This window comes from Streptomyces sp. NPDC031132, from assembly GCF_055570595.1.
In genome coordinates, this window is record NZ_JBVIGX010000019.1 from 1 (window position 1) to 23,635 (window position 23,635).

Here is a 23,635-nt window from a genome sequence, read left to right on the forward strand (position 1 = left end):
TTTTGTTGGGTCCCTCTTTGTTTTTTTTGGGTGGCTGGGGGTCCGTTTGTCTCTTGCGCCCCCCCCTCCGCCTTGCGCTGCACGACACCAGACGCCGCGGGCGGCGCCCTTCGGGCGCCCGGCACGACTTTACGGACCCCCCTAAGGCGACGGGAGTTCGGCGAAGTCCGCCACCAGGGCGTGGTGGTGGCCCGGGGTGCCCAGGGCCAGCGAATCGGCCTTGGCGCGCTTCAGGTACAGGTGCGCCGGGTGCTCCCACGTCATGCCGATGCCGCCGTGCAGCTGTACGCACTCCTCGGCCGCGCGGACCGCGACCCCGGAGCAGTACGCCTGGGCGACCGCCACCGTGAGCGGGGCGTCGGGGGCCCCGGTGGCCAGCGCGTCCGCCGCGGCGCGGGCCGCCGCCCGAGCCGAGGCCACGTCCAGCCAGAGCTGCGCCAGGCGGTGCTTCAGCGCCTGGAAGGAGCCGACCGGCCGGTTGAACTGGTGGCGCCCGCGCACGTGCCGCACCGTCTCCGTCAGGCACCACTCCGCGAGCCCGACCTGCTCGGAGGCCAGCAGTCCGGCCCCCGAGAGCAGTGCTCCGGCGACCGCCGCGCGGGCCGTCGCCGGGTCCGCGAGGCGGGTCCCCGCAGCCCCCTCCAGCGTCACCGTGGCGAGCGGGCGGGTCAGGTCCAGCGGGACCAGCGGGGTCAGCGCGGCCTCCGCGGCCGGGACCGCGTACAGCCCCGTGTCCGCGAGGACCAGCAGCACATCGGCGGCCACCGCGTCCGCCACCGAGGTGACGGTGCCCGTCAGGACCCCGCCCCCGGTGTCCCGTACGGCGCCCGGCAGCGGTGCGCCCGGGGCCTGCGTCAGCGGCAGCGCCGGTACGCACACCTGCCGGCCCGCGGCCAACTCCCCCAGCAGGACCGCCACTTCCGGAGCGTCGCAGCCGAGCCCCAGCAGGATCTCCGTCGCGAGCACCGCGCTCGTCAGGTACGGCGCCGGCGCCACGGCCCGCCCCAGCTCCTCCAGGACCACGGCCGCCTCCCGGTGGCCCGCGCCCTGGCCGCCGAGCTTCTCCGGTACGAGCAGCCCGGCGGTGCCGATCTCCGCCGCGAGCGTGTGCCACAGATCCGGGTCGTGCGGCCGGCCGGTCTCCGCCCGGGCGAGCACCTCCGCCGGTGTGCACCGGTCGGCGAGCAGTGCCCGTACGGCGGACCGGAGCTCTTCCTCCGTCTCGGAGTACAGCAGGTCGAAGGCATCGCTCATCGGGCCAGGTCCTTCCAGGCGAGGTCCTTGTCGTCGCGCGGCTCGGCGGGCAGGCCGAGGACGCGTTCGGCGACGATGTTGAGGAGGATTTCGCTGGTGCCGCCCTCGATGCTGTTGCCCTTGGCGCGCAGGTAGCGGTAGCCGGCGTCGCGGCCGGTGAAGTCGACGAGCTCGGGCCGGCGCATCGTCCAGTCCTCGTACAGCAGGCCCTCCTCCCCGAGGAGTTCCACCTCCAGGCCGCTGATCTCCTGGTTGAGGCGGGCGAAGGTGAGCTTCATCCCGGACCCTTCGGGGCCGGGCTGCCCGGCGGCGAGCTGCTGGCGCAGCCGCTCGGCGGTGAGCCGGGCGACCTCGGCCTGGACCCACAGCCGGAGCAGCCGCTGGTGCAGCGCGTGGGTCCGCAGCGCGGGCCGTTCGCGCCAGGCGGCCACGACGGGCGCGATCATGCCGCCCTCGCGGGGGATCCGCATGCCGCCGATGGAGACGCGCTCGTTCATCAGGGTGGTGCGGGCGACCGCCCAGCCCTGGCCGACGGCGCCGAGCCGGTGGCTGTCGGGGATGCGGACGCCGGTCAGGAAGACCTCGTTGAACTCGGCTTCGCCGGTGATCTGGCGCAGCGGCCGGACCTCGACGCCGGGGGCGTGCATGTCGCACAGGAAGTAGGTGATGCCCTGGTGCTTGGGCAGCGCCGGGTCGGTGCGGGCGATCAGGATGGCCCAGCGGGCGGTGTGGGCGCTGGAGGTCCACACCTTCTGCCCGTCGACGATCCAGTCGCCGGAGCCGCTCTCGCGGACCGCGCGGGTGCCGAGTGCGGCGAGGTCGGAGCCGGCGCCGGGCTCGCTGAAGAGCTGGCACCAGACCTCTTCCCCGACCCACAGGGGGCGCAGGAAGCGGCGCTTCTGCTCGTCGGTGCCGTACGCGAGGATCGTGGGGGCTGCCATGCCGAGGCCGATGCCGATCCGGCGCGGGTCGTTGTCGGGGGCGCCGGCCGCCGCGAGTGCGGCGTCGACGGCGGCCTGGAGGGAGCGGGGCGCGGCGAGTCCGCCCAGGCCTTCGGGGTAGTGCACCCAGGCCAGTCCGGCGTCGAAGCGGGCCCGCAGGAACTCGGTGCGGTCGGTGTCGGCGGGCGGGTGCGCGGCGAGCAGGTCCCGGACACGTGTGAGCAGGTGGTCGGCGGTGATCGTGGTCATCGGGCCACACCCGGCTGCCGGGGCATGGCCAGGACGACCCGGCCGGTGGTGGTGCCGTCGGCGAGGCGCTGCACGGCGTCGGCGACGGCGGGGAGTGCGACGAGTTCGCTGATCAGGGGTTTGACGGTGCCTTCGGCGGCGAGGCGGGTGAGTTCGGTGTGGCAGGCCAGGATCGCGGCCGGGTCCTTGGCCGCGTAGAGGCCCCAGTGGAGGCCGAGGATCGAGTAGTTCTTGACGAGGGCGTGGTTGAGGGCGGGGGCGGGGATGTTGCCGCTCGCGAAGCCCACGACGACGATCCGGCCCTCGAAGGCCACGCACTTGGCGGAGGCGGTGTACGAGTCGCCGCCCACGGGGTCGTAGACCACGTCGGCCCCGCGCCCGCCGGTGAACTCCTTCACCCGGGAGACGACGTCCTCGGCCGTCCGGTCGATCACCAGGTCGCATCCGAGTTCCTCGGCGGTACGCACCTTGGCCTTGCCCCCGACGACCCCGATGACGGTGGCCCCGGCGGCCTTGCCGAGCTGGACGGCGGCGCTGCCGACCCCGCCGGCGGCGGCGTGCACGAGCAGGGTCTCGCCCGCTTGGAGGCGGGCTCGGCGGTGCAGGCCGAACCAGCCGGTCTGGTAGCCGATGTGCAGGGCCGCGGCCTCGGCGTCGTTCAGGCTCTCGGGGGCCGGGAGCAGGGCCCGCTCGGAGGCGGTCACGTACTCGGCGAAGCCGCCGTGGGGCAGGCTCGGGGTGGCGATGACGCGGCGGCCGTCGTCGGTGAGGCCGCAGATCTCGACGCCGGGGGTGAAGGGCAGCGGCGGGCGGATCTGGTACTGGCCGCGCACGAGCAGCGCGTCGGGGAAGTTGAGGTTCGCCGCGAGCACTTGCAGCCGCACCTCGCCCTCGCCGGGGACCGGTTCGGGAATCTCCTCGAGGCGCAGGGCCTCTCGGGGTTCGCCGGGGGTATGTACTCGCCATGCCTGCATCCGGGGCCTCCAGCCGCCGTCGAGGAACCACGCTCCGCGGGCATACTAAGCGGTCGCTTGCCCTTCTGTGAACCGTCGGCGGGGCGGATTGCGGGCCGGACCGAAACACCACGCGTCGATCCGGCCACTCCCGCCCCGGGTCAGGCAACATGTGGCGTGCACTCGTCATGACTTGAGTCCAGGGGGGACCACCACATGAGAAGAAGCATGTCCGCAGCAGCTGCCGCCGTCGTTCTGGCGGGCCTGATCACCGCGGCCGGCCCGGCCGTCGCGGCCGGGACGTCGTGCACGCCGGACATCCTCCGCCTGCCGGCGCTCGCGGACGGCCCCGCCGGCGGGTCCGTGCGCGCCTTCGGAGCCGCCGGCCTGGTGGCGGGCGACAGCGTCGGGCTGCCCGCCTACTGGACGGCCGACCACGCGGTGCACGCCGTCCCGCTGCCCGAGGGCTTCGTGTCCGGCCAGGTCCTGGCGGTGAACGCGAAGGGCCTGATGGTCGGCACCCTCCGGCGCGCCGGCGACTTCGAGACGCCGTACGGGTTCACGTACCAGAAGGGTGCGGCGGCGGTCCGGCTGATCGGCGGCGGTACCACCGCGAGCGTGGTGACGGACGTCAACGAATCGGGCCGCTTCGTCGGCATGGAGGGCGGCGTCGCCAAGGAATGGCTGAACGGCGCGGTGGTGCGCGAGCTGCCCGTGCCCGCGGACGCCCACCCGAGCACCAGGATCGTCTCGGTGAACGGGATCAACGCGCGCGGAGACGTCGTCGGCACGGCCCAGACGTCCTACGAAGAGGACGACCAGCTCAGGGGAAAGACCTTCCCGGTCGTCTGGCCCGCCGGGGGCGGGTACCCGCCGTACAGCCTGCAGGTGTGGACCGAGGACGACCGGACGGTCCGGACGTCCGCGGCCGGCATCGACGACCGCGGCCGGGTCGTCGGCCACGAGGACCTCAGCTACCGCGACTGGCAGGAGCGCAAGCCGGCCGTCTGGAAGAAGCCCTACGACGCCCTGCCGAACGATCCCGGCCGGGTCGCGGGCTACGAGAACGTCACGTTCGACGCCGTCAGTCCGGCCACGAACGTGGCCGTCGGCTCGGCCATGACCTTCGTCGAGGGGTACGCCAACTTCCTCCACGCCGCCTACTGGCCGGGCACGGGGGCCCCGCTGGCGCTCCCGCACCCCGCGGGTGCCGCCCCGGACTCGCGCAGCTCGGCCTACGCGGCCTCGGACGACGACCGGGTGGGCGGCACCTTCTACGACTGGGACACCATGAAGAGCAGCCCCGTGGTGTGGAGCTGCGCGAGCAAGCAGGCGTACGCACCGCAGGGTTGACCCTGCCGCGGGCATGGCGATCTCGGCGCCCGCACGCTATCGATGCCCCATGACCGACGAGACCCCGCGCGGGCTGCCCGCGCCCCCGCCGCTCGGCACGGCCGCACTGCCCCCCGGTACGTACGGGGGGCAGGTGGTCCTCGTGACCGGCGGCGGGACCGGGCTGGGCAAGGCCATCGCCGCCGAGTTCGCGCGGCTCGGCGCGGACCTGGTGATCGCGGGCCGGCGCGCCGAGCAGCTGAAGGCGGCGCAGGAGGAGTTGGCGGCCGTCCCCGGCGCGGGCCGGGTGACGTCCGCCGTCTGCGACATCCGCGACCCGGAGCGGATCGCGGAGGTCTTCGACGCGGCGGAGGCGGTCCTCGGCCTCCCGGACGTCCTCGTCAACAACGCGGCCGCCAATTTCCCCTGTCCGGCGGAGGACCTGTCGCCCAACGCCTGGCGGGCGGTGGTCGACACCACCCTGACCGGCACCTGGTTCACGACCCGCGAGTTCGGCCGCCGCCACCTCGCCGCCGCGACCCCCGGATCCATCGTCAGCATCGGCGCCTCGTACGCCTGGACCGGCGGACCGGGCTTCGCCCACAGCGCGGCCGCCAAGGCGGGCGTGAAGAACCTGGTGGAGACGCTCGCCGTCGAGTGGGGCCCGTACGGCATCCAGGTCAACGGCCTCGTCCCCGGCCTGTTCCCGCACACCGACATGACCGAGGACATCCGCGGCGGCCTGGAGCGCGCCGCACCCGACGCGAAGGACTCCCGCCAGCCCGCCCTGCGCGTCGGCGCCCCGCGCGAACTCGGCTGGGCCGCCACCTTCCTGGCCTCCCCCTTCGCCCGGTTCATCACCGGCCACACGCTGGTGGTGGACGGCGCGAACTGGCAGCGCCGCGCCCTGGTCAACCCCGAGGTGGTCCCCATCCGCACCCAGCTGGGCCGCGGCCCGTTCACCCCCTGAGCCCCGGTTGTCAGTGGCCGGTGCGAGGATCCGGTCATGCCTCTCGCCGATCTGACCCTTGACCACTGGCGTTCGCTCGACCCGGCCGCCGCCGGGCGCATCGCCCACGAGGCCGCCGCGCAGGCGGGCGGCCGCGTGGTGCTGCTCGACACGGTCGAGCACCTGGGCGGGCCGCTGCACCGCGTACGCATCGAGCGCGAGGGGCAGGAGTTCGCCCTCGTACCCGGCGGGTCGGTGCGCCTCGGGTTCGATCCGGAGGCTTGGGCGCCGACGCCTGCGCAGCTCGCCGACTACGAGGAGAGCCGGGCGGAGGGGTACGGGTACGAGCTCGCCCTGAAGGACTACCTCGCCGAGGTGCTCAGCCCGGTCCGTACCGCGACACTGGCCACCGTGCTCATGGCCGTGGAGGACGAGGCGCTGACCGCGTGCCCGGCCGGGACGCCGGAGGTGCTCGCGGCGCGCGGGCTGCGGATGCCGAGCGCCGACGAGTGGGAGCACGCGTGCGGGGCCGGGGCCGGCACCCTGTTCCGGTGGGGGAACGAGTGCCCCCTGGGCGAGCCGCCGTACGGTGGCGGCGGCCTGCGGCACGAACCGAACGCCTTTGGTCTGCACATCGCGTACGACAGCTACGGCACGGAGCTGAGCACCGACCCGGCCGCGGCACACGGCGGTGACGGCGGCGAGGCCGTCTGCGGCGGATACGGCGAGCTGCTCGCGTGGCTGCCACTGGCCACCGCCAACCGCAACCCGTCCATGGCCGAGTTCGCGTACGGGCCGGACGGCGAGGGCATGTTCGAGGACTTCTCGACCCGGCCCGTGTTCAGCCTCCGCTGAAGTGCGGCGGGCGGCGGGCCGCCTTGGCGGAGTAGCCCTCGCGGCAGTCCTCGGAGGTGAGGGTGAGGGCCGCCGTCATCGCGACGCGGTCGAGCGCCGGGGCGAGGGCGGCGTCCGCGTAGGCGTCGATCGCGCGCTTGATGCCCTGGACGGCGAGGGGGGCGTTGGCCGCGATCTCGGCCGCCACTGCACGGGCCGCGGCGTCCAGCTCGGCCGGGGGGACGAGCAGTTGCACCAGGTTCAGGCGGTGCGCCGTCGCGGCGTCGATGCGGCGGCCGGTCAGCGCCAGGAACTTGGCCCAGCCGGCGCCCGCCTCGCGGGCGATCCGCAGGTCGCCGCCCGCGTCCACCGCCACGCCCAGCTGGGCCTCCGGCAGGGCGAAGACGGCGTCCTCGGCAGTGATGCGGAGGTCGGCCATCAGGGCCAGTTCGAAGCCGAAGCCGAGGCAGTAGCCCTGTACGGCGGCCACCACCGGCTGTGGGAGCCGGGAGAGCACGGCGAAGCGCTCGTGGACCCAGCGGATGCCCTCGTAGTAGTTCCGGGTCCGCTCGGCGGCCGTCGCGCCCGTGATGTCGCCGCCCGGGGCGGTCACGTCGATGCCCGCGCAGAACGCCCGGCCCTCGGCGCGCAGCAGGACCACCCGTACGGCCGGATCGAACCGGATCCGGTCCGCGAGCAGGCCCAGCTGGCGGGTGGACTCCCAGCTCCAGCCGTTGAGCCGGTCGGGGCGGCAGAGGGTGAGGACCGCGATCCCGTCCGCGACCTCCAGACGGATGCGCTCTTCACCCTCCGCGACGTCGTTGCCGATGGTGTCGATCACCGAGCCGACTCGCCCCCTGACGAGAACTGATGGACCGTCAGCTTAGCGGCGCCGGCTCAGCGCGAGAAGACCTCGAACGTCACCGCCGGGCGGCCCCCGAAGCGGGCCGACGCCTGCTGGGCGAAGCCGGTGAGGAAGTTCCGGCAGTACTCCTCCGGGTCCTGGTCGGTGAGCACCTCGATGTACGCCTTGTGCTCCATCAGCGACTTGATCGAGCGTTCCAGGCCGGGGCCGGCGTCCGCCGCGTGCGTCGGCGTCGAGGACCCGGCGACCGCGACCCAGCGCACCCCGTTCCAGGGCTCGAGACCCTGCTCGGAGATGAGCTCGGGGAAGATCCACCGGTTGCCCGCGTCGGCGGCGGCGTCCAGGGTGGCCCGGCCGACGGCCTTGTGGTCGGGGGTGTTCCAGTAGCCTCCGCCGCCCTGGCCGCCCCAGGTGTCGCGGTGGTTGAGGGTGATGAGCAGTTCGGGGCGGTGGCGTCGGATGGCGGCCGCGATGTCCCGGCGCAGGTCGAGGCCGTACTCGACGATGCCGTCGCGGTAGTCGAGGAACTCCACCGTGGAGACCCCGACGACGGCGGCGCTCGCGCGCTGCTCGGCCTCGCGCAGCGGGGCGCACTCCTCGGGCGGGATCGTGTCGATGCCGGCCTCGCCGCGCGTGGCCAGGAGGTAGACGACCTCGCGGCCGCCGTCCGTCCAGTCGGCGATCGCCGCGGCGCCGCCGTACTCCAGATCGTCGGGGTGGGCGACCACCGCGAGGGCGCGCTGCCAGTCGGTGGGCATGGGCTCCAGGGGCGCGGGTTGATCCACTTGTTCGGTCATGAGTCGCACAATAGACGCACCCCGCGCACCGGAAGCGGCGTTCAGACCTCGTCGCGTACGAGGGCCAGCAGACGGTCCAGGACGCGGGGACCGCCGGCGCGGACGCCGTCGTGCTCGAACTCGTCCGTCACCCAGGTGCGCAGGCCCCGGACGGCCCGGGCGGTCTGCAGGGAGTGCGCGGTGTCCACGTACAGGTCGTCGTGGTAGACCGCGGCGGCCACCGGCACCTCGTTGGCGGCCAGTCGCGCCGGGTCGTACAGGGGCTGCCAGCCGGTACGGGCGGCCAGCAGTTCGGCGGTCTCGCGCAGCGGGGCCAGCGCGGGGTCGGCGGTGAAGTGCCAGGGGTGGATGGTCTCGCCGGTGAAGAGCAGGGGCCCGTCGCCCGCGAGGGCCTTCTCGGCGTCGAAGCCTGGCCGGCCCGCGCGGACCCGTTCGGCGGCCCAGGCGGTGGGCGCGGCCGGGTCCTGGGCGTAGATCGGCTCGTGGAGCAGGGCGTAAAGGGGGTGCGCGGCGAAGGAGAGCAGTCCGTGGACGCCCTCCAGGAAGGCGTCGCAGAGGGCGGGGCCCGACGGGGTCGGGACGAAGGCGTCCTCGAGGAGGTAGTGCAGCTGGTGGCTGCCGTCGCCGGTCCCGAGCAGGATGCCGAGCGACTGGAAGGCGGCGGCGGTCAGGCGGTAGCCGCCGGGGAGTTCGGCCGGGCGCTCCACGAGGTGGGCGGCGATGCGGCGGGCGCGCTCGACGTCCATCGGGTAGCGGGCGTAGTGGGCCAGGTTCTTCCGCTCGATGCGGGGGTACGCCGCCTCGTACACCTCGTCGGCGGTGGCGGTCAGGGACGGGAGGCCGCCGGTGATCAGGGCGGCCGTCAGGCCCTCGGGGGCGGTGGAGAGGTAGTGGGTGGTGCAGAAGCCGCCGAAGCTCTGCCCGAGCACGGTCCAGGGCGCGCCGCCGGTCAGGCCGGGGCGGATGGCCTCGGCGTCGCGCACGATGGAGTCGGCGCGGAAGTGGGCGAGGTACTCCGCCTGCTGCGCGGGGGTGCCGCGCAGGGGCAGGGTCTGCCGGTTGGCGGGGGTGGAGCGGCCGGTGCCGCGCTGGTCCAGCAGGAGGACGCGGTACTCGGTGAGGGCCCGTTCCAGCCAGGCCTGCCGGCCGACGAAGCGGCGCGCGCCGAAGCCGGGGCCGCCCTCCAGGTAGAGCAGCCAGGGCAGGCTCTCGGGGTCCTTGCCGGTGGCGACGGCCTCGCGGGCGTACAGCTCGATGTGCTCGCCGTCCGGGCGGGTGTGGTCGAGCGGGACGGTGAAGCGGTGGTCGGTGAGGACGACACCGGGCTGGCGGTAACTGCGGTCGACGGTCACGAACGGCCCCTGGGTGTACGGATGCCCCGGGCGGATCGCGACCGGGGCGCGGGTCTGGCGGCCCGGCCGAGTGTAGTACGGGCCCATCGGCCGCCGTGCACCTTACCGGCGGCTGCGTCGGCCGAAGGCGCGGAGCCTTGTGTTCCGCCGACGGCACGGCCCGGACCGGCCCCGGTGTGCGGACATCGGGGCCGGGCGGGCAGGTTCCGGGCGGGCCCAGGGAGTGTCCGCGAAGTCCTGCCTGGCCCGGCACGACTCTACGGACACCCCCTAGAACTCGACGACCGAGCGGAGGACCTCGCCCCGCTCCATCCGCGCGAAGGCGGCTTCGACGCCGTCGAGCGGGATGGACTCGGACACGAAGGCGTCGAGGTCGAGGCGGCCCTGGAGGTAGAGGTCGATGAGGAGGGGGAAGTCGCGCTCGGGCAGGCAGTCCCCGTACCAGGAGGACTTGAGGGCGCCGCCGCGGCCGAAGACGTCGAGCAGCGGCAGTTCGAGCTTCATCTCCGGCGTCGGCACGCCGACCAGGACCACGGTGCCGGCCAGGTCGCGCGCGTAGAAGGCCTGCTGGTAGGTCTCGGGGCGGCCCACGGCGTCGATGACCACGTCCGCGCCGTTTCCGCCGGTGAGCCCCTGGATGGCCTTGACCACGTCCTCCGTGCGGCCGTTGACGGTGTGGGTGGCCCCGAGGCCGCGCGCCCACTCCAGCTTCCGGTCGTCGAGGTCGACGGCGATGATCCGCGCCGCGCCGGCGAGGCGGGCGCCGGCGACGGCGGCGTTGCCCACTCCCCCGCAGCCGATGACGGCGACGGAGTCGCCGCGTCCGACGTTGCCGGTGTTGAGTGCGGCGCCGAGGCCGGCCATCACGCCGCAGCCGAGGAGTCCGGCGGCGGCCGGCGCGGCGGCCGGGTCGACCTTGGTGCACTGGCCGGCCGCGACCAGGGTCTTCTCGGCGAACGCGCCGATCCCGAGCGCCGGGGAGAGCGGGGTGCCGTCCTCGAGGGTCATGGGCTGCGTGGCGTTGTGCGTGTTGAAGCAGTACCAGGGGCGTCCGCGCTTGCAGGCGCGGCAGGTGCCGCAGACCGCACGCCAGTTGAGGACCACGAAGTCGCCGGGCGCGACGGAGGTGACGTCCGGGCCGACGGATTCGACGATCCCGGCGGCCTCGTGGCCGAGCAGGAACGGGAACTCGTCGTTGATGCCGCCCTCCCGGTAGTGGAGGTCGGTGTGGCAGACCCCGCAGGCCTGCACCTTGACCAGGGCCTCGCCGGGCCCGGGGTCGGGCACGAGGATCGTCGTCGTCTCCACCGGTGCGCCCTTGCTCCGGGCGATGACCCCTCGTACGCGATGTGTCACTTCGTACCCCGCTCTGTTCGGATCTGTCTGGATCAACGAACGTACACGGACCCGGCGGCGGAGGGGAGTTGTGTCAAGCGACGGAAGCCGGAGTGGCGAGTTCCGGTGGCACGGCGGCGCGAAGTGCCGCGCCGAAGGCGGCCACGGCCGGGTGCGCGGCGGCGCCGCTGCGGAAGGCGACCTTGGTGCGGCGCTCCATCAGGAGTCGCGTGAGCGAGACGGCCAGGTCTGCGGGCCCCATGACGCCGAGCTGCGGGACCACCGCGACGCCCTGGCCGGCCGCGACCAGGGCGAGCACGGTGGGGAACTCGTCGACCTGGTGGCGGATCCTCGGGGTGAACCCGGCGGCCTGGCAGGCCCGCAGGGCCATGGCGTGGCAGAGGGTGCCGGGGGTGGCGGTGATCCAGGGGGCGTCGGCGTGGGCCCGCAGCACGGAACCCTGGTCGGGGCCCTGACGGGGGATCCGGTCGGGGCCCTCGCCGGGCTCCCGGGCGGCGGCCTCGGCGGGCTCCCGGTCAGCGCTCCACTCGGCGGGCTCCCGGTCAGCGCTCCACTCGGCGGGAGCGGCGCCGGGGGCGGTGTCCGTCGTCCTTCCCGTCGGGGCGGCCAGGTACATCGCCTCCCGGTACAGCGGTTCCGTGGCGAGCCCCGGCTCCTTCTGCGCGGGGACGAAGTCGTACTCGTGGATCAGGGCCACGTCCAGGTCCCCGGCGCGCAGCGCGTGCGCGACCGCCGCCGGGTCGGTCTCCGACACCATCGGCTCCAACCCCGGATGACGCCGGGCCAGGGCGACCAGCGCGGCCGGGACGATGGCGCGGATGGCGGTGGGGAAGGCCCCGATGCGCAGGGCGCCGGCCAGGCCGCTGCGCGCCTCCGCGAGTTCGGCGTCGGCCTGTTCGAGCCGCTCCAGCACGGCCTCGGCGTGCCGGACCAGGTTCTGCCCGGCCGGGGTGAGCCGGACCCGGCGGCCGGTGCGCTCGAGCAGCGGCAGGCCCGCCTCGCGTTCGAGGACGCCGAGTTGCTGGGACACCGCCGAAGGGCTGAAGGCCAGGGCCTCGGCCACGGCGGCGATGGTCCCGCGGCGGGCGAGTTCGCGCAGCAGGCGCAGGCGTCGTACGTCGAGCATCGGCTCAGCTTACGCTTCGGGTAAGAAACGCGAACTGGATTTGACGCTCCGGGCAGATGAAGCTCGTGGGCATGGCACAGGACCTCTCCCTCCACGGGATTCACGTACCGCTCGTCACCCCCTTCACCCGCGCCGGGGACGTCGCCGCCGACGCCCTGGAGGCACTCGCCCACACGGTGCTCGACGAGGGCGCCACCGGGCTCGTCGCCCTCGGCACCACCGGCGAGCCCACCGCCCTCGACGAGGCGGAGCGCGACCTCGTCACCGACGTCTGCGCCCGGGTCTGCCGGGAGCGCGGCGCGATGCTGACCGTGGGCGCCGGGGCGAGCGGCACCCGGGCCGCCGAGGCGGCGCTCGGCCGGCTGGCGAGGTGGCCCGAGGTGCGGGCGGCGCTGGTGACCGTGCCGTCGTTCGTGCGGCCCGGGGCGGCGGGGGTGCTGGCGCATTTCGCACGGCTGGCCGAGGTGAGCCCCGTACCGCTGGTCGTCTACCACATCCCGTACCGGACCGGACAGCCACTGGACGCGGCCGCACTGCGCGCGCTCGGGGAGCTGCCCGGGGTGGCCGGGATGAAGTACGCGGGCGGCGGCATCGGCGAGGAGACGGTGGCGCTGCTCGGCGGGCTGCCGGACGGCTTCGCGGTGCTCGCGGGCGACGACGTGTACCTGTCGCCGCTGCTGGCGCTGGGCGCGGCGGGCGGGATCCTCGCCTCGGCACACCTGGCGACGGCCCGGTACGCGGAGCTGATGGCGGCCTGGCAGGCCGGTGACGTGCCACGGGCGCGGGTTTTGGGCCACGGCCTGGCCCGGCTGTCGGCAGCACTCTTCGCCGAGCCCAATCCGGCGGTGGTCAAGGCGGTGCTCCACGCCCGGGGCCGGATCCCCACGCCCGACGTACGGCTCCCGCTGCTGCCGGCGGGCGAGGAGGCGGTGTCGGCCGCACTGACGCGGCTGTCGGAGCTGGCGGACCTCTAGCGCTGCGACCGGAAAGGTTCACCGGGTCACGGCGCCCGGCGCGGCACCTCGCCGCGTTGTCGGACCACGCAGGTACGTCCAGTACGAGACGTGCTCCTCCGCCTTGCGACGCACCGCACCGGACACCGCGACCCGGCAAACCTTCCCGGCCACAGCACTAGGGGGTGTCCGCGAAGTCCTGCCTGGCCCGCGCGGCGCCCTCCGGGCGCCCGACTTCGCGGACACCCCCTGGAAGCCCCCTCGTGACCATGACGGTCATGCCGGGAAGTGCCCAGTGTGGGCGATTCACAAACAACGGGCGAGATGCCCGAATCGGGCACGAGTGTGGGCGACTTGTCCGTTTCCCCCGAGGGCGTCCGGAGCTCGTGATGTGAGTCACTCGAATAGGGACAACATCATTTATCCGGAAGCGACTATTCCCTTTTCCCGGAAAGGAATTTCGCCATTCCCGGAAGGCGCTCCCAAGGTCATTTCCGACCCCGACACGGGGAAGTCGATCACCCGGTGGAATTCAAGCCTTGTTCCGGCCCGGCGGGCTCGCTTACGGTCACGTCGTTCCCAGCGGGCAGCTTCCTAAACCGGTCGCCGCCAGGGATCCCCCGCACTCCGCACGTGAGGAATTCCGCCATGCCCGGACTCGGAAAGCACCGTCGGCCGAAGCAGCGCCCGATCGCCCGCAAGCTGGCCTTCGCCGGCACCGGCGGCGCCGCCCTCGCCCTGCCGCTGATCAGCGCGACCACGGCCGGGGCGGCCGTGGCGCAGCCGGCGTCGGCGCCCGCCGTAACGACCACCACGCTGCCCGCCGTCAAACCGGCGGCGGAAAAGGCGGCCGCTCCGCTGACCTATTCGGTGAGCGTCGGCGACACCCTTTCGAAGATCGCCGTCGAGCATTCGGTGAACGGTGGCTGGCAGGCCCTCTACGAGGCCAACCGGAACGCCATCGGCAGCAACCCCTCGATCATTCGCCCCGGGCTCAAGCTGAGCATCGGCGCGGCGGCGAAGGCGGCCGCCGCCAAGGCGACGGCGGCGAAGGCGACGACCGCAGCGGCGGCCAAGCCCGCCACCACGTACGCGAACAACCTCGACGGTTGGATCCGGCAGTCGCTGGACATCATGGCCCAGCACGGAATCCCCGGCAGCTACAACGGAATTCACCGCAACGTGATGCGGGAGTCCTCCGGCAACCCGCTGGCCATCAACAACTGGGACTCCAACGCCGCGGCCGGCATCCCGTCCAAGGGCCTGCTCCAGGTCATCGACCCGACCTTCCGGGCCTACCACGTGCCCGGCACGTCCACGGACTCGTACGACCCGGTCGCCAACATCACGGCCGCCTGCAACTACGCGGCCGCCCGCTACGGCTCGATCGACAACGTCAACGGCCCGTACTGACCGACCCGGCAGCAGGCAGGGGCCGCCCCGCTCGAGAACCCCGCGGCCCCCGCGTCCTGCGCGTCTCCCCCGTAGGTCCCGCAGCCCGTCCGCGCCGTCAGAGCCAGCCCTGGCGGCGGGCCGCGCGGACGGCCTCCATGCGGTTGCGGGTGCCGGTCTTGCCGATGGCCGAGGACAGGTAGTTCCGTACCGTCGACTCGGACAGGTGGACCCGGGCCGCGATGTCGGCCACGGTGGCCCCGTCGACCGCGGCGTTCAGTACGTCGACTTCGCGCGCCGTCAGCGGATTCGGGCCGGCGCTGAGCGCGGCGGCCGCGAGCGAGGGGTCGATCACGGTCTCCCCGGCGAGCACCCTGCGTACCGCGGCGGCCAGTTCCTCCACCGGCCCGTCCTTGACCAGGAACCCGGCGGCCCCCGCCTCCATCGCCCTGCGCAGATAGCCGGGGCGCCCGAAGGTGGTCAGGATCAGCACCCGGCAGTCCGGGCAGCGCGTGCGCAGCTCGGCGGCGGCGTCGAGCCCGCTGAGCCCCGGGAGTTCGATGTCGAGCAGGGCCACGTCCGGCCGCGTCGCGACCGCGGCGGGCACGATCTCGTCCCCTGCGCCGACCTGCGCCACGACCTCGATGTCCTCCTCCAGGCCGAGCAGCAGGGCCAGCGCGCCGCGCATCATGCCCTGGTCCTCCGCGAGCAGGACCTTGATCATCGACTCTCCTCGTTCTCCCGGATCTCCGGGCGCTGCGGGTGCTGCGGGCGCTCCGGGTACTCCGCGCTCCCCTCGCCCTCCGCTCCGGCCGGCTCCACCGGGAGTTCGGCGGTGACCCGGAAGCCGCGGCCCGGGGCCGGGCCGCCGACGAGGGTGCCGCCCGCCGCGGCGAGCCGTTCGGCCAGGCCGGTCAGTCCGCTGCCCGGCGGGGCCGAGCCTACGCCGTTCCCGTCGTCGGTGATCACCAGGCCGACCCGTTCCGCAGAGCTCCGTACCTCGATCTCACAGGTCGTCGCGCCGCTGTGCCGGATCGCGTTGGTGGCGGCCTCGCGGACCACCCAGCCCAGCAGGGCCGCCGCCTGCGGGGGCAGCGGGGGCCCGGACTGCCGTACGACGGGCTCGATCCCGGCGGCGGTCAGCGCGCCGCGGGCCCGGTCGAGTTCGGCCGCGAGGCTGGCCTCGCGGTAGCCGGTGACGGCCTCGCGGATCTCGGTGAGCGCCTGGCGGCCGACGGACTCGATGTCGGCGACCTGGGCGAGGGCCGCGTCCATGTCCCGGGGGGCGACCCGCCGGGCCGCCTCCGACTTCACGACGATCACCGAGAGGGTGTGGCCGAGCAGGTCGTGCAGATCGCGGGAGAACCGCAGCCGTTCCTGGTCCACGGCGGCCCGGGCCAGCTCCTGCCGTGTCTCGCGCAGTTCCTTGACCGTCTCGGACAGGGCGAGGATGGCCGCGGTGACCATGCCGGACACGAGCGTCCCGTAGGCGATGCCGAGGGTGTCCCAGCCCTCGTCCAGTCCGGCGATCGCCCCGGCGAGGGCGGTGACGACGAACATCACCGGGCCGAGCATGCGGCCGCGGACCACCGCGCCGGTGGCCAGGCCCCACAGCGGGAAGAACAGCAGCCAGTTGCCCCCGTACGCGACGGCGAGGGCGCAGGTGACCGCGCCGAGGGCAGCGAGACACCAGCGGGTGGCGGCGGCCTCCCGGGCCCGCCGGTCGAAGGCGCGGAACACCAGGGTGACGTACAGGGAGTTGAAGAGCAGCAGGCCGAGGACGCCGATCCAGGGGTTGGGGGTCTCCCCCTTGATGACGTTGGAGATGGCTCCCATGCCCAGCAGCAGCCACGGCAGCAGCGCGAAGGGGTTGGACGGGGCCATGGGGCCGCAGCCGTGGTCGGGGGACTCGCCACTTGCCTTGCGCCGCTTCTCCTGCGCCCGCCATGCGGCTTTGCGGACCGCCCAGTCGGCCTTCCGTGCCTTCCTGTTCTCGCGCCGCTCCTGCATCTTCATTCCCGCTCCCCGCTCCATGCGTTACACCGTCCTCGCGGACCGACGGTACGAGAGCACCGCGTACGAGCCGAACAGCAGGGCCCATACGGCCAGCACGGCGACCGCGGCCAGGCCGGGGGCCGCGCCGGCGGCGAGGGACTGGCCGATCTCGGCGAAGCGGCGCGTGGGGGTGAAGCCGGACAGGGAGCTCAGCCAGTCCGGGAACAGCTCGACCGGGAACCAGAGTCCGCCGACGATGGAGAGCGCGAGGCTGCAGCCGACGTTGACCACTCCGGTGCTCTGGGCGGTGAGCCGGTATCCGTTGCCGATGCCGAGCAGGGTGAACGGGAGTGCGCCGAGCCACAGGACGAGCGCGACGGCCGCCCACTGCCAGGCCTCGAGCCGGACTCCGTTGACGAACGCGCCGGCTGCGAGCACGGCGGCGACGGCCGGCAGCACGATCACCGAGCCGGTCAGGGCCCGGCCGACCACCACCTGGCGCGGGGTCATCGGGGTGATCCGCAGCTGGCGCAGCCAGCCGATGCCCTTGTCCTCGGCGACGCCGTTCCCGGTCGACAGGGCCGCGCCCAGGGCGCCGTAGGCGGCCATGGCCACCATGGAGGCCGTCTTCCACTCACCGGCGCCGTCGTCGGTGCCGAGGTTGGTGAAGAGCAGGTACATCAACACCGGCATGCCGATGCCGAAGACGACGAAGCCGGTGTCGCGCAGGGTACGGCGGACTTCCAGGCGGACGTAGGCGGTGATCATCGGGCGCTCCCGGCGGCGGTGTCGTCGGCGTGCGTGCGGGTGTGGGTGTGGGTGTGGGTCCCGGTGAGCGCGAGGAAGGCGTCGTCGAGCGAGGGCGCGGCGACCTCGATCCCGCGGACGGCGCCGAGGCCGGCGAGGGCGACGACCGTCGCGTCCGGGTCCTCCGTACGCAGCCGCGCACGGTCTCCCCGTACCTCCACGGAGACCACCCCGGGCAGCTCGCCGAGGCCCTCGGTGGGGCGCCCGGCCAGGTCGACGGAGACCAGCGAGCCGCCGGCGGCGCGGCGCAGTTGCTCCCCCGTGCCGTCGGCGACGATCCGGCCGCCGTCGACGACCACGATCCGGTCGGCGTGGGCGTCGGCCTCCTCCAGGTAGTGCGTGGAGAACAGGACGGTGTTGCCGCGCCGGGCATAGCCGCGCATGGACTCCCAGAAGGCGCGGCGGGCTTCCACGTCGAGGGCGGCGGTCGGTTCGTCGAGCACGATGAGCTCCGGGTTGCCGGCGAGGGAGACGGCGAAGCGGACGCGCTGGGCCTGGCCGCCGGAGAGCCGGTCGATGCGGCGCCCGGCAAGGTCGGTGAGCCCGGCGAGCTCCAGCGCCTCGGCCACGGGCAGGGGGGCCGGGTAGGTCCGGGCCACGAAGCCGATGAGCTCGCGCACGGTGATCCGCGGTACGGCGCGCCCCTCCTGGAGCATCGCGCCCACCCGACCGCTCCGGACCGCCTGCTCGGGGGTCTGTCCGAAGAGCCGTACGCTGCCCGCGTCGGGCTCGTTCAGGCCGAGCAGCAGGCTGATGGCGGTGGACTTCCCGGCGCCGTTGCGGCCGAGCAGGGCGACCGTCTCGCCGCGCCGGACGTCGAGGTCGAGGCCCGCGACGGCGTGGACGGTGCCGAAGGACTTGGCTGCGTGCCGAAAGCGGATCGCGGGCTCGTCGTTCGGCGGCTTCGCGGGCTGGGTCGGCCTCGTCGTCCGGGTGGTGGGCGTCGTCTGCGTCATGCCCACCACGCTAGGGACCGGGCGGGGTCTCCCGGCAGATCCGCATGTACGGACCCCACCGGTACAAATGTCCCGACCGGGCGGCCGCGGACCCCAACGGCTATGCGCCCGGCCGGAGACGGGACCGGCCGGCCCGGGCGCGGATCAGGGTGCGGACGGGGGCCGCCAGGCCGTAGCCGACGTCCTTGCGCAGGGCCCGGACGCCGGCCCGTTCCACGGCGGTCAACTGGTGCCCCATGAGTTCCGTCATGGTGGCGATCACCGGGCGCAGGCCCGGCTCGACCAGTTCGAGGATGCCGTCGGTGGCGTCCAGGGCGGTTCGGGCGAGCCGGGTTTCGGCCGCGAGGAGCGCGCGTACGGCCGGGGTGTCGCGGGCCTGTTCGAGGTCGGCCCGGGTGACGGAGTGCTCGGCGAGGCGGACCCGCGGGAGGCAGAGCCGGCCCTCCGCGAGGTCTCCGGCGAGGTCGGCGAGGAAGTCGACCCGCTGGGCGGCGTCGACGAACCGCCGCCAGGCGGCGGCCTGTTCCTCGTCGGGGCCGCCCTGGTACTGGAGGCCGGTGAACACCAGCACCCCGGGCCAGGCGTAGGCGTCGAGGTAGGCCTGGAAGTCCTCCTCGGTTTCGAAGCCGTCGAAGCGGGCCTCGGCGGTGGCGGCGCCCGCCAGGAACCGGGAGACCCAGTGCTCGGGCAGGCCACGGGACGTGACGGCGTGGGCGTACGCGCGCAGCAGGGGATCGGGGCCGTCGCCGGTCTTCAGGGCCGCTTCCACCTGGCCGGCGAGCGCGGCCAGACCGGCGGATCGTTCCTGCGGGGTACCGGTCTCGGCCACGTCGTCGACGAGGTTCATGAAGGCCACCCCCGCCGTCAGCCAGGGCACCAGCGGCGGCGCGGCGAGCAGGCGCAGCGTCACGTACGGGGCAGGCTCGCGGCGCAGGACCCGGCGGGCGACGTACGTGTAGTCGTCGCGCAGCCGGGGCTCCGAGATACCGGCCGCCGTCAGGGTGGTGCGCCAGCTGGGCATGGTGGTCGTGCTCCTGTCGTCGTGAAGGGCCGTACGCAGGTGCGGCATGCGTACGGCTACACGATCTCAGGAGCGGTAGACCTTCTTCACGTTGCCCTGGGTGTCGGCGTAGACGTAGCCGCCCTGCCCGTACTCGTCGCTGAGGTAGGGCCGCATGGACGGGGACTGGTCGAAGAGCCAGGGCTCGACGATGACGTAGCGGGAGGTCGGGTTGGCCACGCCGAGCTCCTGCTTGGCCTTGTCGAGGAGGCCGGGCAGGGCGTCCCAGTTGACGGCCGCCATGTCGATGAGCGGTTCGTCCGCCTTGACGGTGCCGCCGGGGCCGGTGCGCTTCGCCTCGCCGTCGCGGTACTGGTAGCGGTCGTAGGTCTTGGCTCCGGGGCCGGTGGGGATGGAGGCGAGCACGTACTCCTCGTAGACCGTCATCTCCACGAACTCGGTCGTGCCGGCCTTCTGCTTGAGGGCCTCGAGTGCGGTGCGCACGTTGGCGGGGGTGAGCAGGCTGCCCTTGGGGGCGGTGACGGGGCTGGCGACCGACTTGGGGAGGCTCGCCTTGGGGCTGGCGGCGGTGGAGGGGCCCGTACTGGCGACGGTGTCACCGCCCTTCGCGGCGCCGCTGCCGCCTCCGCCGTCGGGGAGCCACTTGACGAGCCCGATCGCGCCGGCTGCCAGGGCCAGCGCGACGAGGCCGCCGAGGAGCACCGGGCGGCGGCGCGGGGCGTGTGCCGCGGGGACGGGCGCGGTGACCGAGTACGGGGACCCGCCCCCGGGGGTGAACGGGGCGGCCGGCGCGTAGGGCTGCGGGATCTGCGGCTGCGCGGGCCGGGTCTGGCCGGTGCCGGTTCCCGGCTGCGGGCTCGGCGGCCCGAACTGGCCCAGCACCGTCGGCGACGCGACCGGCGGGGCACCGGCGCCGAGAGCAGTGCTCGCGTCCCGGAGCAGTTGTTCCAGCTGCGCCGCGTCGGGCCGTACGGACAGGTCCCGTACCAGGAGCCGTTCCAGTACGGGGCCCAGCGGGCCGGAGCGCACCGGAGCCGGGATCGGCTCGTCGAGCACGGCGACGACGGTGGCCAGGGTGGTGGCCCGGCGCAGCGGGTGGGCCCCCTCCGCGGCCACGTAGAGCAGCATGCCGAGCGACCACAGGTCGGAGGCCGCCAGGCCCTCCTCGCCACGGGCCCGCTCCGGGGCGATGTACTCCGGCGAGCCGATGAGCACGCCGGTGGAGGTGAGGGCGGTCGAGCCGTGCAGGGCGGCGATGCCGAAGTCGGTCAGCACGGCCGAGCCGTCGGGGCGCAGCAGCACGTTGGCCGGCTTCACATCGCGGTGCAGCACCCCTTCGGCGTGGGCGGCCCGCAGCGCGGACAGCACGTCGAGGCCGAGCCGCAGCACGTCGGCGACGGGCATCGGCCCCGACTCCAGTTTGTCGTGCAGAGAGCCGCCCTTGACCAGCTCCATGACGATCCACGGGTGCCCGTCCGTACCGGCCGCGGGCTCGACGATGTGGTGGATCGTCACCACGTGCGGGTGCGCCAGCCGGGCGAGCGCCCGCGCCTCGCGGATGGCGCGTTCGCGCAGCTGGACGGTGAGTCCGGGCTGCGCGGCGGCGGTCGCCGGGTCCGGCGGGCGCACCTCTTTCAGGGCGACGTCGCGGTGCAGTGCGATGTCGTGGGCGCGCCACACCGTGCCCATACCGCCGGCGCCCAGCGGCGCGATCAATTCGAAGCGGCCGTCGACCAGCTGTCTGCCGCCCTCACTCATGTCCATGGCCGGTCATCGTAGGCGCCGCCGGTGTCAGCAGCGTCGGCGGTCCACCGTCACCGTGCCCTGGACGGTGGTCAGCGTGCGGTCGTAGCAGCCGTTCCCGGCTTGCGACCCGTACAACTGGTAGCGCTCGGAGCTGGTGCCGACCGCGTGCCGCTGCTCGCGCGGGACGTTCGCCGTGTAGGCGGCGTCGCCCGTGTACCGGTCGTCGACCCGGGTCCGGTCAACGGTCCGGCCGCCGCGCAGGGTGGTCGTCTCGGCGCGGTCGCCGAGTGCGATGACGGTGCGCAGCCGGTCCCCGGCTCCGAGGGTGGTCTCGCCGTCCATCGTGTACGTGCGTGCGGTGCGGACGGTGGTGGGCCCGCGGGTGACGCTCTCCTCGTCGGCCCAGGTCGCGGTCAGGGCGTCCTGGTTCTCGCCCTCCGTCCAGCGGTGCACGGAGGTGTTGTGGACGGCGCGGGTGACGGTGGTGGTGACCCGGCCGTGGGAGGTGTCGAGCCGGCCGGCGACGGTGAGGCGGTGGCCGCCCTCGGTGTCGAGGCGGTGCTGCGCACCCGGGGTGCCGGGTGTGGCGGGCGTCCAGCGGGTGGAGTTGGCCGGCTCGCCCTCCTCGTGCCGGGTGAGGGAGCCGGTGACGACCGTGCGGCCCTCGTCCTGCCACAGGAGGAGGTTCACCGGGGTGCTCCAGCCGCTCTGCCCGGCCGGGACGCCGGCGACGGACACCTCGATGCGGTGCGGGCGGCCGTCGTTGAGGAGGGCGGCGTACGGGGTGAGGTCGTAGACGATCGGCTGGACGTCGAAGGCGCGGGGCGCGGGGGTGACGTACCAGAGGAAGGGGTTCGACCAGCCGCCGGTCCACACGGTCGGGAAGGGGGCCGCGATGCCGGCGAGCTGTCCGTCGACGGAGATCCGGACCTCGCGGTAGGGGCCGTCGGCGGCCTTGCAGGAGTACGGGGCGGCATCGGGGGTGGTCATGTACCAGTACTCCTCGCAGCCGCCGCCGGAGCCGGTGGCGTACACCTCGGCGAGGAGCCGCTCGGTGTTGCGCGGGGTGGTCACGGAGGGGCTGGTGAGCGGGAGGACGCGGTCGGGGGTGTCGGGGGCGGGGCTGCGCCGGTCCCGGTCGGCGGCGTAGAAGGTCAGGGTGACCTTGACGTCGATGACGCCGGTGTAGGTGTCGTTGACGACGTTGCCGATCAGCATCTCGACGGGCTGCGGCCGGCTGAGGGTGTCGCGGTAGCGGGTGACGTCCTTCTCGACGGACCAGGTGATCCCGTCGGGCGAGGGCTCGGGGGTGGAGGTGCTCAGGATTTCGACGCCGCCGAGGGAGAGGTGGCCGAGGCGGTCGTACTGGCGGCCCTTGACCTTGCCGTCGAGGCGCAGGACGACCTTGGCCCAGGCCCCGCTGCCGCAGGCGGCCGGGGGCGTGTAGTTGCCCAGGTAGGGCGTGTAGTCGCGGAACTGCGCCTCGGCGACGGTCACCTCGCAGGACCGGGTCGCGGGGCGGGCGACGGGCGGGGCGGCGGTGAGGGGGTCGTGCCAGTCGGTGCCGAACTCGGGGGGCGGCTCGGCGCCGGCGCCGGGTCGGGGCGCGGTGGTGTCGGCCGCGGCCGCGGGTCCCGCGGCGCCGGCCAGGGTGCCTGCGGCGAGCGCGAGCGCGCCGAGCAGGCCCATGATCCTGTGTCGTCTCATGGCCCCGCAGTGAATCCCGCCCGACCGGGTGGACACCAGGGCTCCTGCCCCGCCCCTGTCCGAATCTCGACCCCAGGACCCCGGGGTACGGCTGCGCCGGCCTACCGGGTGCGGAGGATGACCGTGCCGTCGTCGTCCGCGTGGACCGTGTCCCCGGGGCTGAACGTGACTTCGCCGAGGGTGACGGGCTCGTCCACGGTGCCCGCGCCCGTCTTGCCGCTCTTGCGGGGGACCACACCGAGTGCCTTGATGCCGAGGTCGAGTCCGCCGAGGGCCACGCTGTCGCGGACCGCACCGTTGATGATCAGGCCCGCCCAGCCGTTGCGCTGCGCGGCTCCGGCGATGAGGTCGCCGGTGAGGGCCGTGCGCAGGGATCCGCCGCCGTCCACGACGAGGACCGCGCCCTCGCCCGGTGTGTTGACCAGCTCGCGCAGCAGTGCGTTGTCCTCGTGGCAGGTGACGGTCCGCACCGGGCCCGCGAAGAGCCTGCGCCCGCCGAACTGGCGGAACGGCGTGGTGCAGATGGCCAGGCCCTCGCCGTGCTCGTCGTACAGGTCGCTCGTGGGGACGGGCGTGATGGGGGTGTCGGGAGTGAGGCTCATGTGACTCGGGGCTCCTCGCAGGTCGTACGTCGCGCCGTGCGGCCCCAGCCTAAGCAGTGCTCCCGGCGCCGCTCAGTCTCGGGAGTTGCCGAACAGGATCCGGTAGCCGATGAGCAGGACCAGCGAGCCCGCGATCGCGGAGCCCCAGGTGGCGGGGTCGTAGAACTCGTTCGCGATCGGCTTGTCCAGGAACTTCGCGGAGAGCCAGCCGCCGACGAAGGCTCCGGCGATGCCGATGAGGGTGGTCCCGATCAGGCCGCCGGGGTCGCGGCCGGGCAGCAGGACCTTGGCTATGAAGCCGGCCAGCAGTCCCAGGACGATCCAGCTGACGATCCCCATGTGTGTTCACTCCGCTTCGTCGTGCGTGTTCGCGTTCCGTGCGTGTTCGCGTTCACCGGGGAGGACGCGAACACGCGCGAAACGGTTCTCAGCTGCGGCGGGTCCTTCC

Annotated in this window: 22 protein-coding genes; 5 read left to right on the forward strand and 17 right to left on the reverse strand. The window is 73.9% G+C overall.

The window, feature by feature from the left end:
- Positions 1–141: 141 nt before the first annotated feature.
- Genes ACZ49B_RS25135 through ACZ49B_RS25145 form a run of 3 tightly spaced genes read right to left on the reverse strand, consistent with a single transcriptional unit; the run spans position 142 to position 3,418 of the window.
- A complete protein-coding gene (locus tag ACZ49B_RS25135; protein WP_468309875.1) occupies positions 142–1,254 on the reverse strand; it encodes an acyl-CoA dehydrogenase family protein in 1,113 nt (370 codons plus the stop codon).
- Entirely contained in the window at positions 1,251–2,444 is a 1,194-nt protein-coding gene (locus ACZ49B_RS25140) for an acyl-CoA dehydrogenase family protein (RefSeq protein WP_468309877.1), read from the reverse strand. The genes ACZ49B_RS25135 and ACZ49B_RS25140 overlap by 4 nt, the downstream gene beginning before the upstream one ends.
- The gene (locus tag ACZ49B_RS25145; RefSeq protein ID WP_468309880.1) at positions 2,441–3,418 is read right to left on the reverse strand and encodes an NADPH:quinone oxidoreductase family protein; all 978 of its coding nucleotides are present in this window, start codon (positions 3,416–3,418) and stop codon (positions 2,441–2,443) included. Before ACZ49B_RS25145 ends, ACZ49B_RS25140 begins: the two co-directional genes overlap by 4 nt.
- A 207-nt stretch (positions 3,419–3,625) precedes the next feature.
- Between ACZ49B_RS25145 and ACZ49B_RS25150 the strand changes: the two genes are divergently transcribed.
- The 3 genes from ACZ49B_RS25150 to ACZ49B_RS25160 are packed head-to-tail and all read left to right on the forward strand — an operon-like array spanning position 3,626 to position 6,533.
- Positions 3,626–4,750, forward strand: coding sequence for a hypothetical protein (locus ACZ49B_RS25150; protein ID WP_468309883.1), 1,125 nt, complete (start codon positions 3,626–3,628; stop codon positions 4,748–4,750).
- Positions 4,751–4,799: 49 nt separating this feature from the next.
- Entirely contained in the window at positions 4,800–5,699 is a 900-nt protein-coding gene (locus ACZ49B_RS25155) for an SDR family oxidoreductase (protein WP_468309885.1), read from the forward strand.
- A 36-nt stretch (positions 5,700–5,735) separates the two neighbouring features.
- Complete coding sequence (locus ACZ49B_RS25160; protein ID WP_468309887.1) at positions 5,736–6,533, forward strand: hypothetical protein; 798 nt, start codon at positions 5,736–5,738, stop codon at positions 6,531–6,533.
- On the opposite strand, the gene ACZ49B_RS25165 is transcribed toward ACZ49B_RS25160, so the two are convergent.
- From ACZ49B_RS25165 to ACZ49B_RS25185, 5 genes are all read right to left on the reverse strand, one after another.
- Entirely contained in the window at positions 6,520–7,353 is an 834-nt protein-coding gene (locus ACZ49B_RS25165) for an enoyl-CoA hydratase/isomerase family protein (RefSeq protein WP_468309889.1), read from the reverse strand. The two genes, ACZ49B_RS25160 and ACZ49B_RS25165, sit on opposite strands and share 14 nt — an antisense overlap.
- Before the next feature lie 56 nt (positions 7,354–7,409).
- Positions 7,410–8,174, reverse strand: coding sequence for a PIG-L deacetylase family protein (locus ACZ49B_RS25170; RefSeq protein WP_468309891.1), 765 nt, complete (start codon positions 8,172–8,174; stop codon positions 7,410–7,412).
- Positions 8,175–8,215: 41 nt separating this feature from the next.
- Positions 8,216–9,613 (reverse strand): alpha/beta fold hydrolase, encoded by a 1,398-nt coding sequence (locus tag ACZ49B_RS25175; protein ID WP_468309894.1) that lies wholly within the window; start codon positions 9,611–9,613, stop codon positions 8,216–8,218.
- A 183-nt stretch (positions 9,614–9,796) separates the two neighbouring features.
- Positions 9,797–10,882, reverse strand: coding sequence for an S-(hydroxymethyl)mycothiol dehydrogenase (locus ACZ49B_RS25180; protein WP_468309896.1), 1,086 nt, complete (start codon positions 10,880–10,882; stop codon positions 9,797–9,799).
- 73 nt (positions 10,883–10,955) lie between these two features.
- On the reverse strand, positions 10,956–12,008 hold the full coding sequence (locus tag ACZ49B_RS25185; RefSeq protein WP_468309899.1) for a LysR substrate-binding domain-containing protein: 1,053 nt from the start codon (positions 12,006–12,008) through the stop codon (positions 10,956–10,958).
- A 71-nt stretch (positions 12,009–12,079) separates the two neighbouring features.
- On the opposite strand from ACZ49B_RS25185, the gene ACZ49B_RS25190 reads away from it, so the two are divergent.
- Entirely contained in the window at positions 12,080–12,982 is a 903-nt protein-coding gene (locus tag ACZ49B_RS25190; RefSeq protein ID WP_468309902.1) for a dihydrodipicolinate synthase family protein, read from the forward strand.
- Positions 12,983–13,609: 627 nt separating this feature from the next.
- Positions 13,610–14,374 carry a transglycosylase SLT domain-containing protein gene (locus ACZ49B_RS25195; protein WP_468309903.1) on the forward strand — a complete coding sequence of 255 codons (765 nt, stop codon included), beginning with the start codon at positions 13,610–13,612 and terminating at the stop codon, positions 14,372–14,374.
- A gap of 97 nt (positions 14,375–14,471) precedes the next feature.
- On the opposite strand, the gene ACZ49B_RS25200 is transcribed toward ACZ49B_RS25195, so the two are convergent.
- From ACZ49B_RS25200 to ACZ49B_RS25240, 9 genes are all read right to left on the reverse strand, one after another.
- A complete protein-coding gene (locus ACZ49B_RS25200) occupies positions 14,472–15,077 on the reverse strand; it encodes a response regulator (protein ID WP_468309906.1) in 606 nt (201 codons plus the stop codon).
- A complete protein-coding gene (locus tag ACZ49B_RS25205) occupies positions 15,074–16,363 on the reverse strand; it encodes a sensor histidine kinase (protein WP_468310158.1) in 1,290 nt (429 codons plus the stop codon). The genes ACZ49B_RS25200 and ACZ49B_RS25205 overlap by 4 nt, the downstream gene beginning before the upstream one ends.
- 27 nt (positions 16,364–16,390) lie before the next feature.
- Positions 16,391–17,113: an ABC transporter permease gene (locus tag ACZ49B_RS25210; RefSeq protein WP_468310161.1), complete on the reverse strand. Its 723-nt coding sequence runs from the start codon at positions 17,111–17,113 to the stop codon at positions 16,391–16,393.
- Positions 17,113–18,111 (reverse strand): ABC transporter ATP-binding protein, encoded by a 999-nt coding sequence (locus ACZ49B_RS25215; RefSeq protein WP_468309909.1) that lies wholly within the window; start codon positions 18,109–18,111, stop codon positions 17,113–17,115. Before ACZ49B_RS25215 ends, ACZ49B_RS25210 begins: the two co-directional genes overlap by 1 nt.
- A 100-nt stretch (positions 18,112–18,211) precedes the next feature.
- Positions 18,212–19,132 (reverse strand): phytoene/squalene synthase family protein, encoded by a 921-nt coding sequence (locus ACZ49B_RS25220; protein ID WP_468309911.1) that lies wholly within the window; start codon positions 19,130–19,132, stop codon positions 18,212–18,214.
- Positions 19,133–19,198: 66 nt separating this feature from the next.
- A complete protein-coding gene (locus ACZ49B_RS25225; RefSeq protein WP_468309913.1) occupies positions 19,199–20,896 on the reverse strand; it encodes a serine/threonine-protein kinase in 1,698 nt (565 codons plus the stop codon).
- Between the two features lie 27 nt (positions 20,897–20,923).
- A complete protein-coding gene (locus ACZ49B_RS25230) occupies positions 20,924–22,585 on the reverse strand; it encodes a peptide-N4-asparagine amidase (RefSeq protein ID WP_468309916.1) in 1,662 nt (553 codons plus the stop codon).
- A gap of 101 nt (positions 22,586–22,686) precedes the next feature.
- A complete protein-coding gene (gene rraA / locus ACZ49B_RS25235; RefSeq protein ID WP_468309919.1) occupies positions 22,687–23,187 on the reverse strand; it encodes a ribonuclease E activity regulator RraA in 501 nt (166 codons plus the stop codon).
- A 72-nt stretch (positions 23,188–23,259) separates the two neighbouring features.
- Complete coding sequence (locus ACZ49B_RS25240; RefSeq protein WP_053789855.1) at positions 23,260–23,526, reverse strand: GlsB/YeaQ/YmgE family stress response membrane protein; 267 nt, start codon at positions 23,524–23,526, stop codon at positions 23,260–23,262.
- Positions 23,527–23,635 lie beyond the last annotated feature (109 nt).

What these genes read in the sequence shown, in the direction of transcription:
- ACZ49B_RS25135 (WP_468309875.1), bottom strand. Translation starts at nt 1,254, where the DNA reads ATGAGCGATGCCTTCGACCTGCTGTACTCCGAGACGGAGGAAGAGCTC.
- ACZ49B_RS25140 (WP_468309877.1), bottom strand. Translation starts at nt 2,444, where the DNA reads ATGACCACGATCACCGCCGACCACCTGCTCACACGTGTCCGGGACCTG.
- ACZ49B_RS25145 (WP_468309880.1), bottom strand. Translation starts at nt 3,418, where the DNA reads ATGCAGGCATGGCGAGTACATACCCCCGGCGAACCCCGAGAGGCCCTG.
- ACZ49B_RS25150 (WP_468309883.1), top strand. Translation starts at nt 3,626, where the DNA reads ATGTCCGCAGCAGCTGCCGCCGTCGTTCTGGCGGGCCTGATCACCGCG.
- ACZ49B_RS25155 (WP_468309885.1), top strand. Translation starts at nt 4,800, where the DNA reads ATGACCGACGAGACCCCGCGCGGGCTGCCCGCGCCCCCGCCGCTCGGC.
- ACZ49B_RS25160 (WP_468309887.1), top strand. Translation starts at nt 5,736, where the DNA reads ATGCCTCTCGCCGATCTGACCCTTGACCACTGGCGTTCGCTCGACCCG.
- ACZ49B_RS25170 (WP_468309891.1), bottom strand. Translation starts at nt 8,174, where the DNA reads ATGACCGAACAAGTGGATCAACCCGCGCCCCTGGAGCCCATGCCCACC.
- ACZ49B_RS25175 (WP_468309894.1), bottom strand. Translation starts at nt 9,613, where the DNA reads ATGGGCCCGTACTACACTCGGCCGGGCCGCCAGACCCGCGCCCCGGTC.
- ACZ49B_RS25185 (WP_468309899.1), bottom strand. Translation starts at nt 12,008, where the DNA reads ATGCTCGACGTACGACGCCTGCGCCTGCTGCGCGAACTCGCCCGCCGC.
- ACZ49B_RS25190 (WP_468309902.1), top strand. Translation starts at nt 12,080, where the DNA reads ATGGCACAGGACCTCTCCCTCCACGGGATTCACGTACCGCTCGTCACC.
- ACZ49B_RS25195 (WP_468309903.1), top strand. Translation starts at nt 13,610, where the DNA reads ATGCCCGGACTCGGAAAGCACCGTCGGCCGAAGCAGCGCCCGATCGCC.
- ACZ49B_RS25200 (WP_468309906.1), bottom strand. Translation starts at nt 15,077, where the DNA reads ATGATCAAGGTCCTGCTCGCGGAGGACCAGGGCATGATGCGCGGCGCG.
- ACZ49B_RS25205 (WP_468310158.1), bottom strand. Translation starts at nt 16,363, where the DNA reads ATGCAGGAGCGGCGCGAGAACAGGAAGGCACGGAAGGCCGACTGGGCG.
- ACZ49B_RS25215 (WP_468309909.1), bottom strand. Translation starts at nt 18,111, where the DNA reads ATGACGCAGACGACGCCCACCACCCGGACGACGAGGCCGACCCAGCCC.
- ACZ49B_RS25220 (WP_468309911.1), bottom strand. Translation starts at nt 19,132, where the DNA reads ATGCCCAGCTGGCGCACCACCCTGACGGCGGCCGGTATCTCGGAGCCC.
- ACZ49B_RS25225 (WP_468309913.1), bottom strand. Translation starts at nt 20,896, where the DNA reads ATGGACATGAGTGAGGGCGGCAGACAGCTGGTCGACGGCCGCTTCGAA.
- ACZ49B_RS25230 (WP_468309916.1), bottom strand. Translation starts at nt 22,585, where the DNA reads ATGAGACGACACAGGATCATGGGCCTGCTCGGCGCGCTCGCGCTCGCC.
- rraA (WP_468309919.1), bottom strand. Translation starts at nt 23,187, where the DNA reads ATGAGCCTCACTCCCGACACCCCCATCACGCCCGTCCCCACGAGCGAC.
- ACZ49B_RS25240 (WP_053789855.1), bottom strand. Translation starts at nt 23,526, where the DNA reads ATGGGGATCGTCAGCTGGATCGTCCTGGGACTGCTGGCCGGCTTCATA.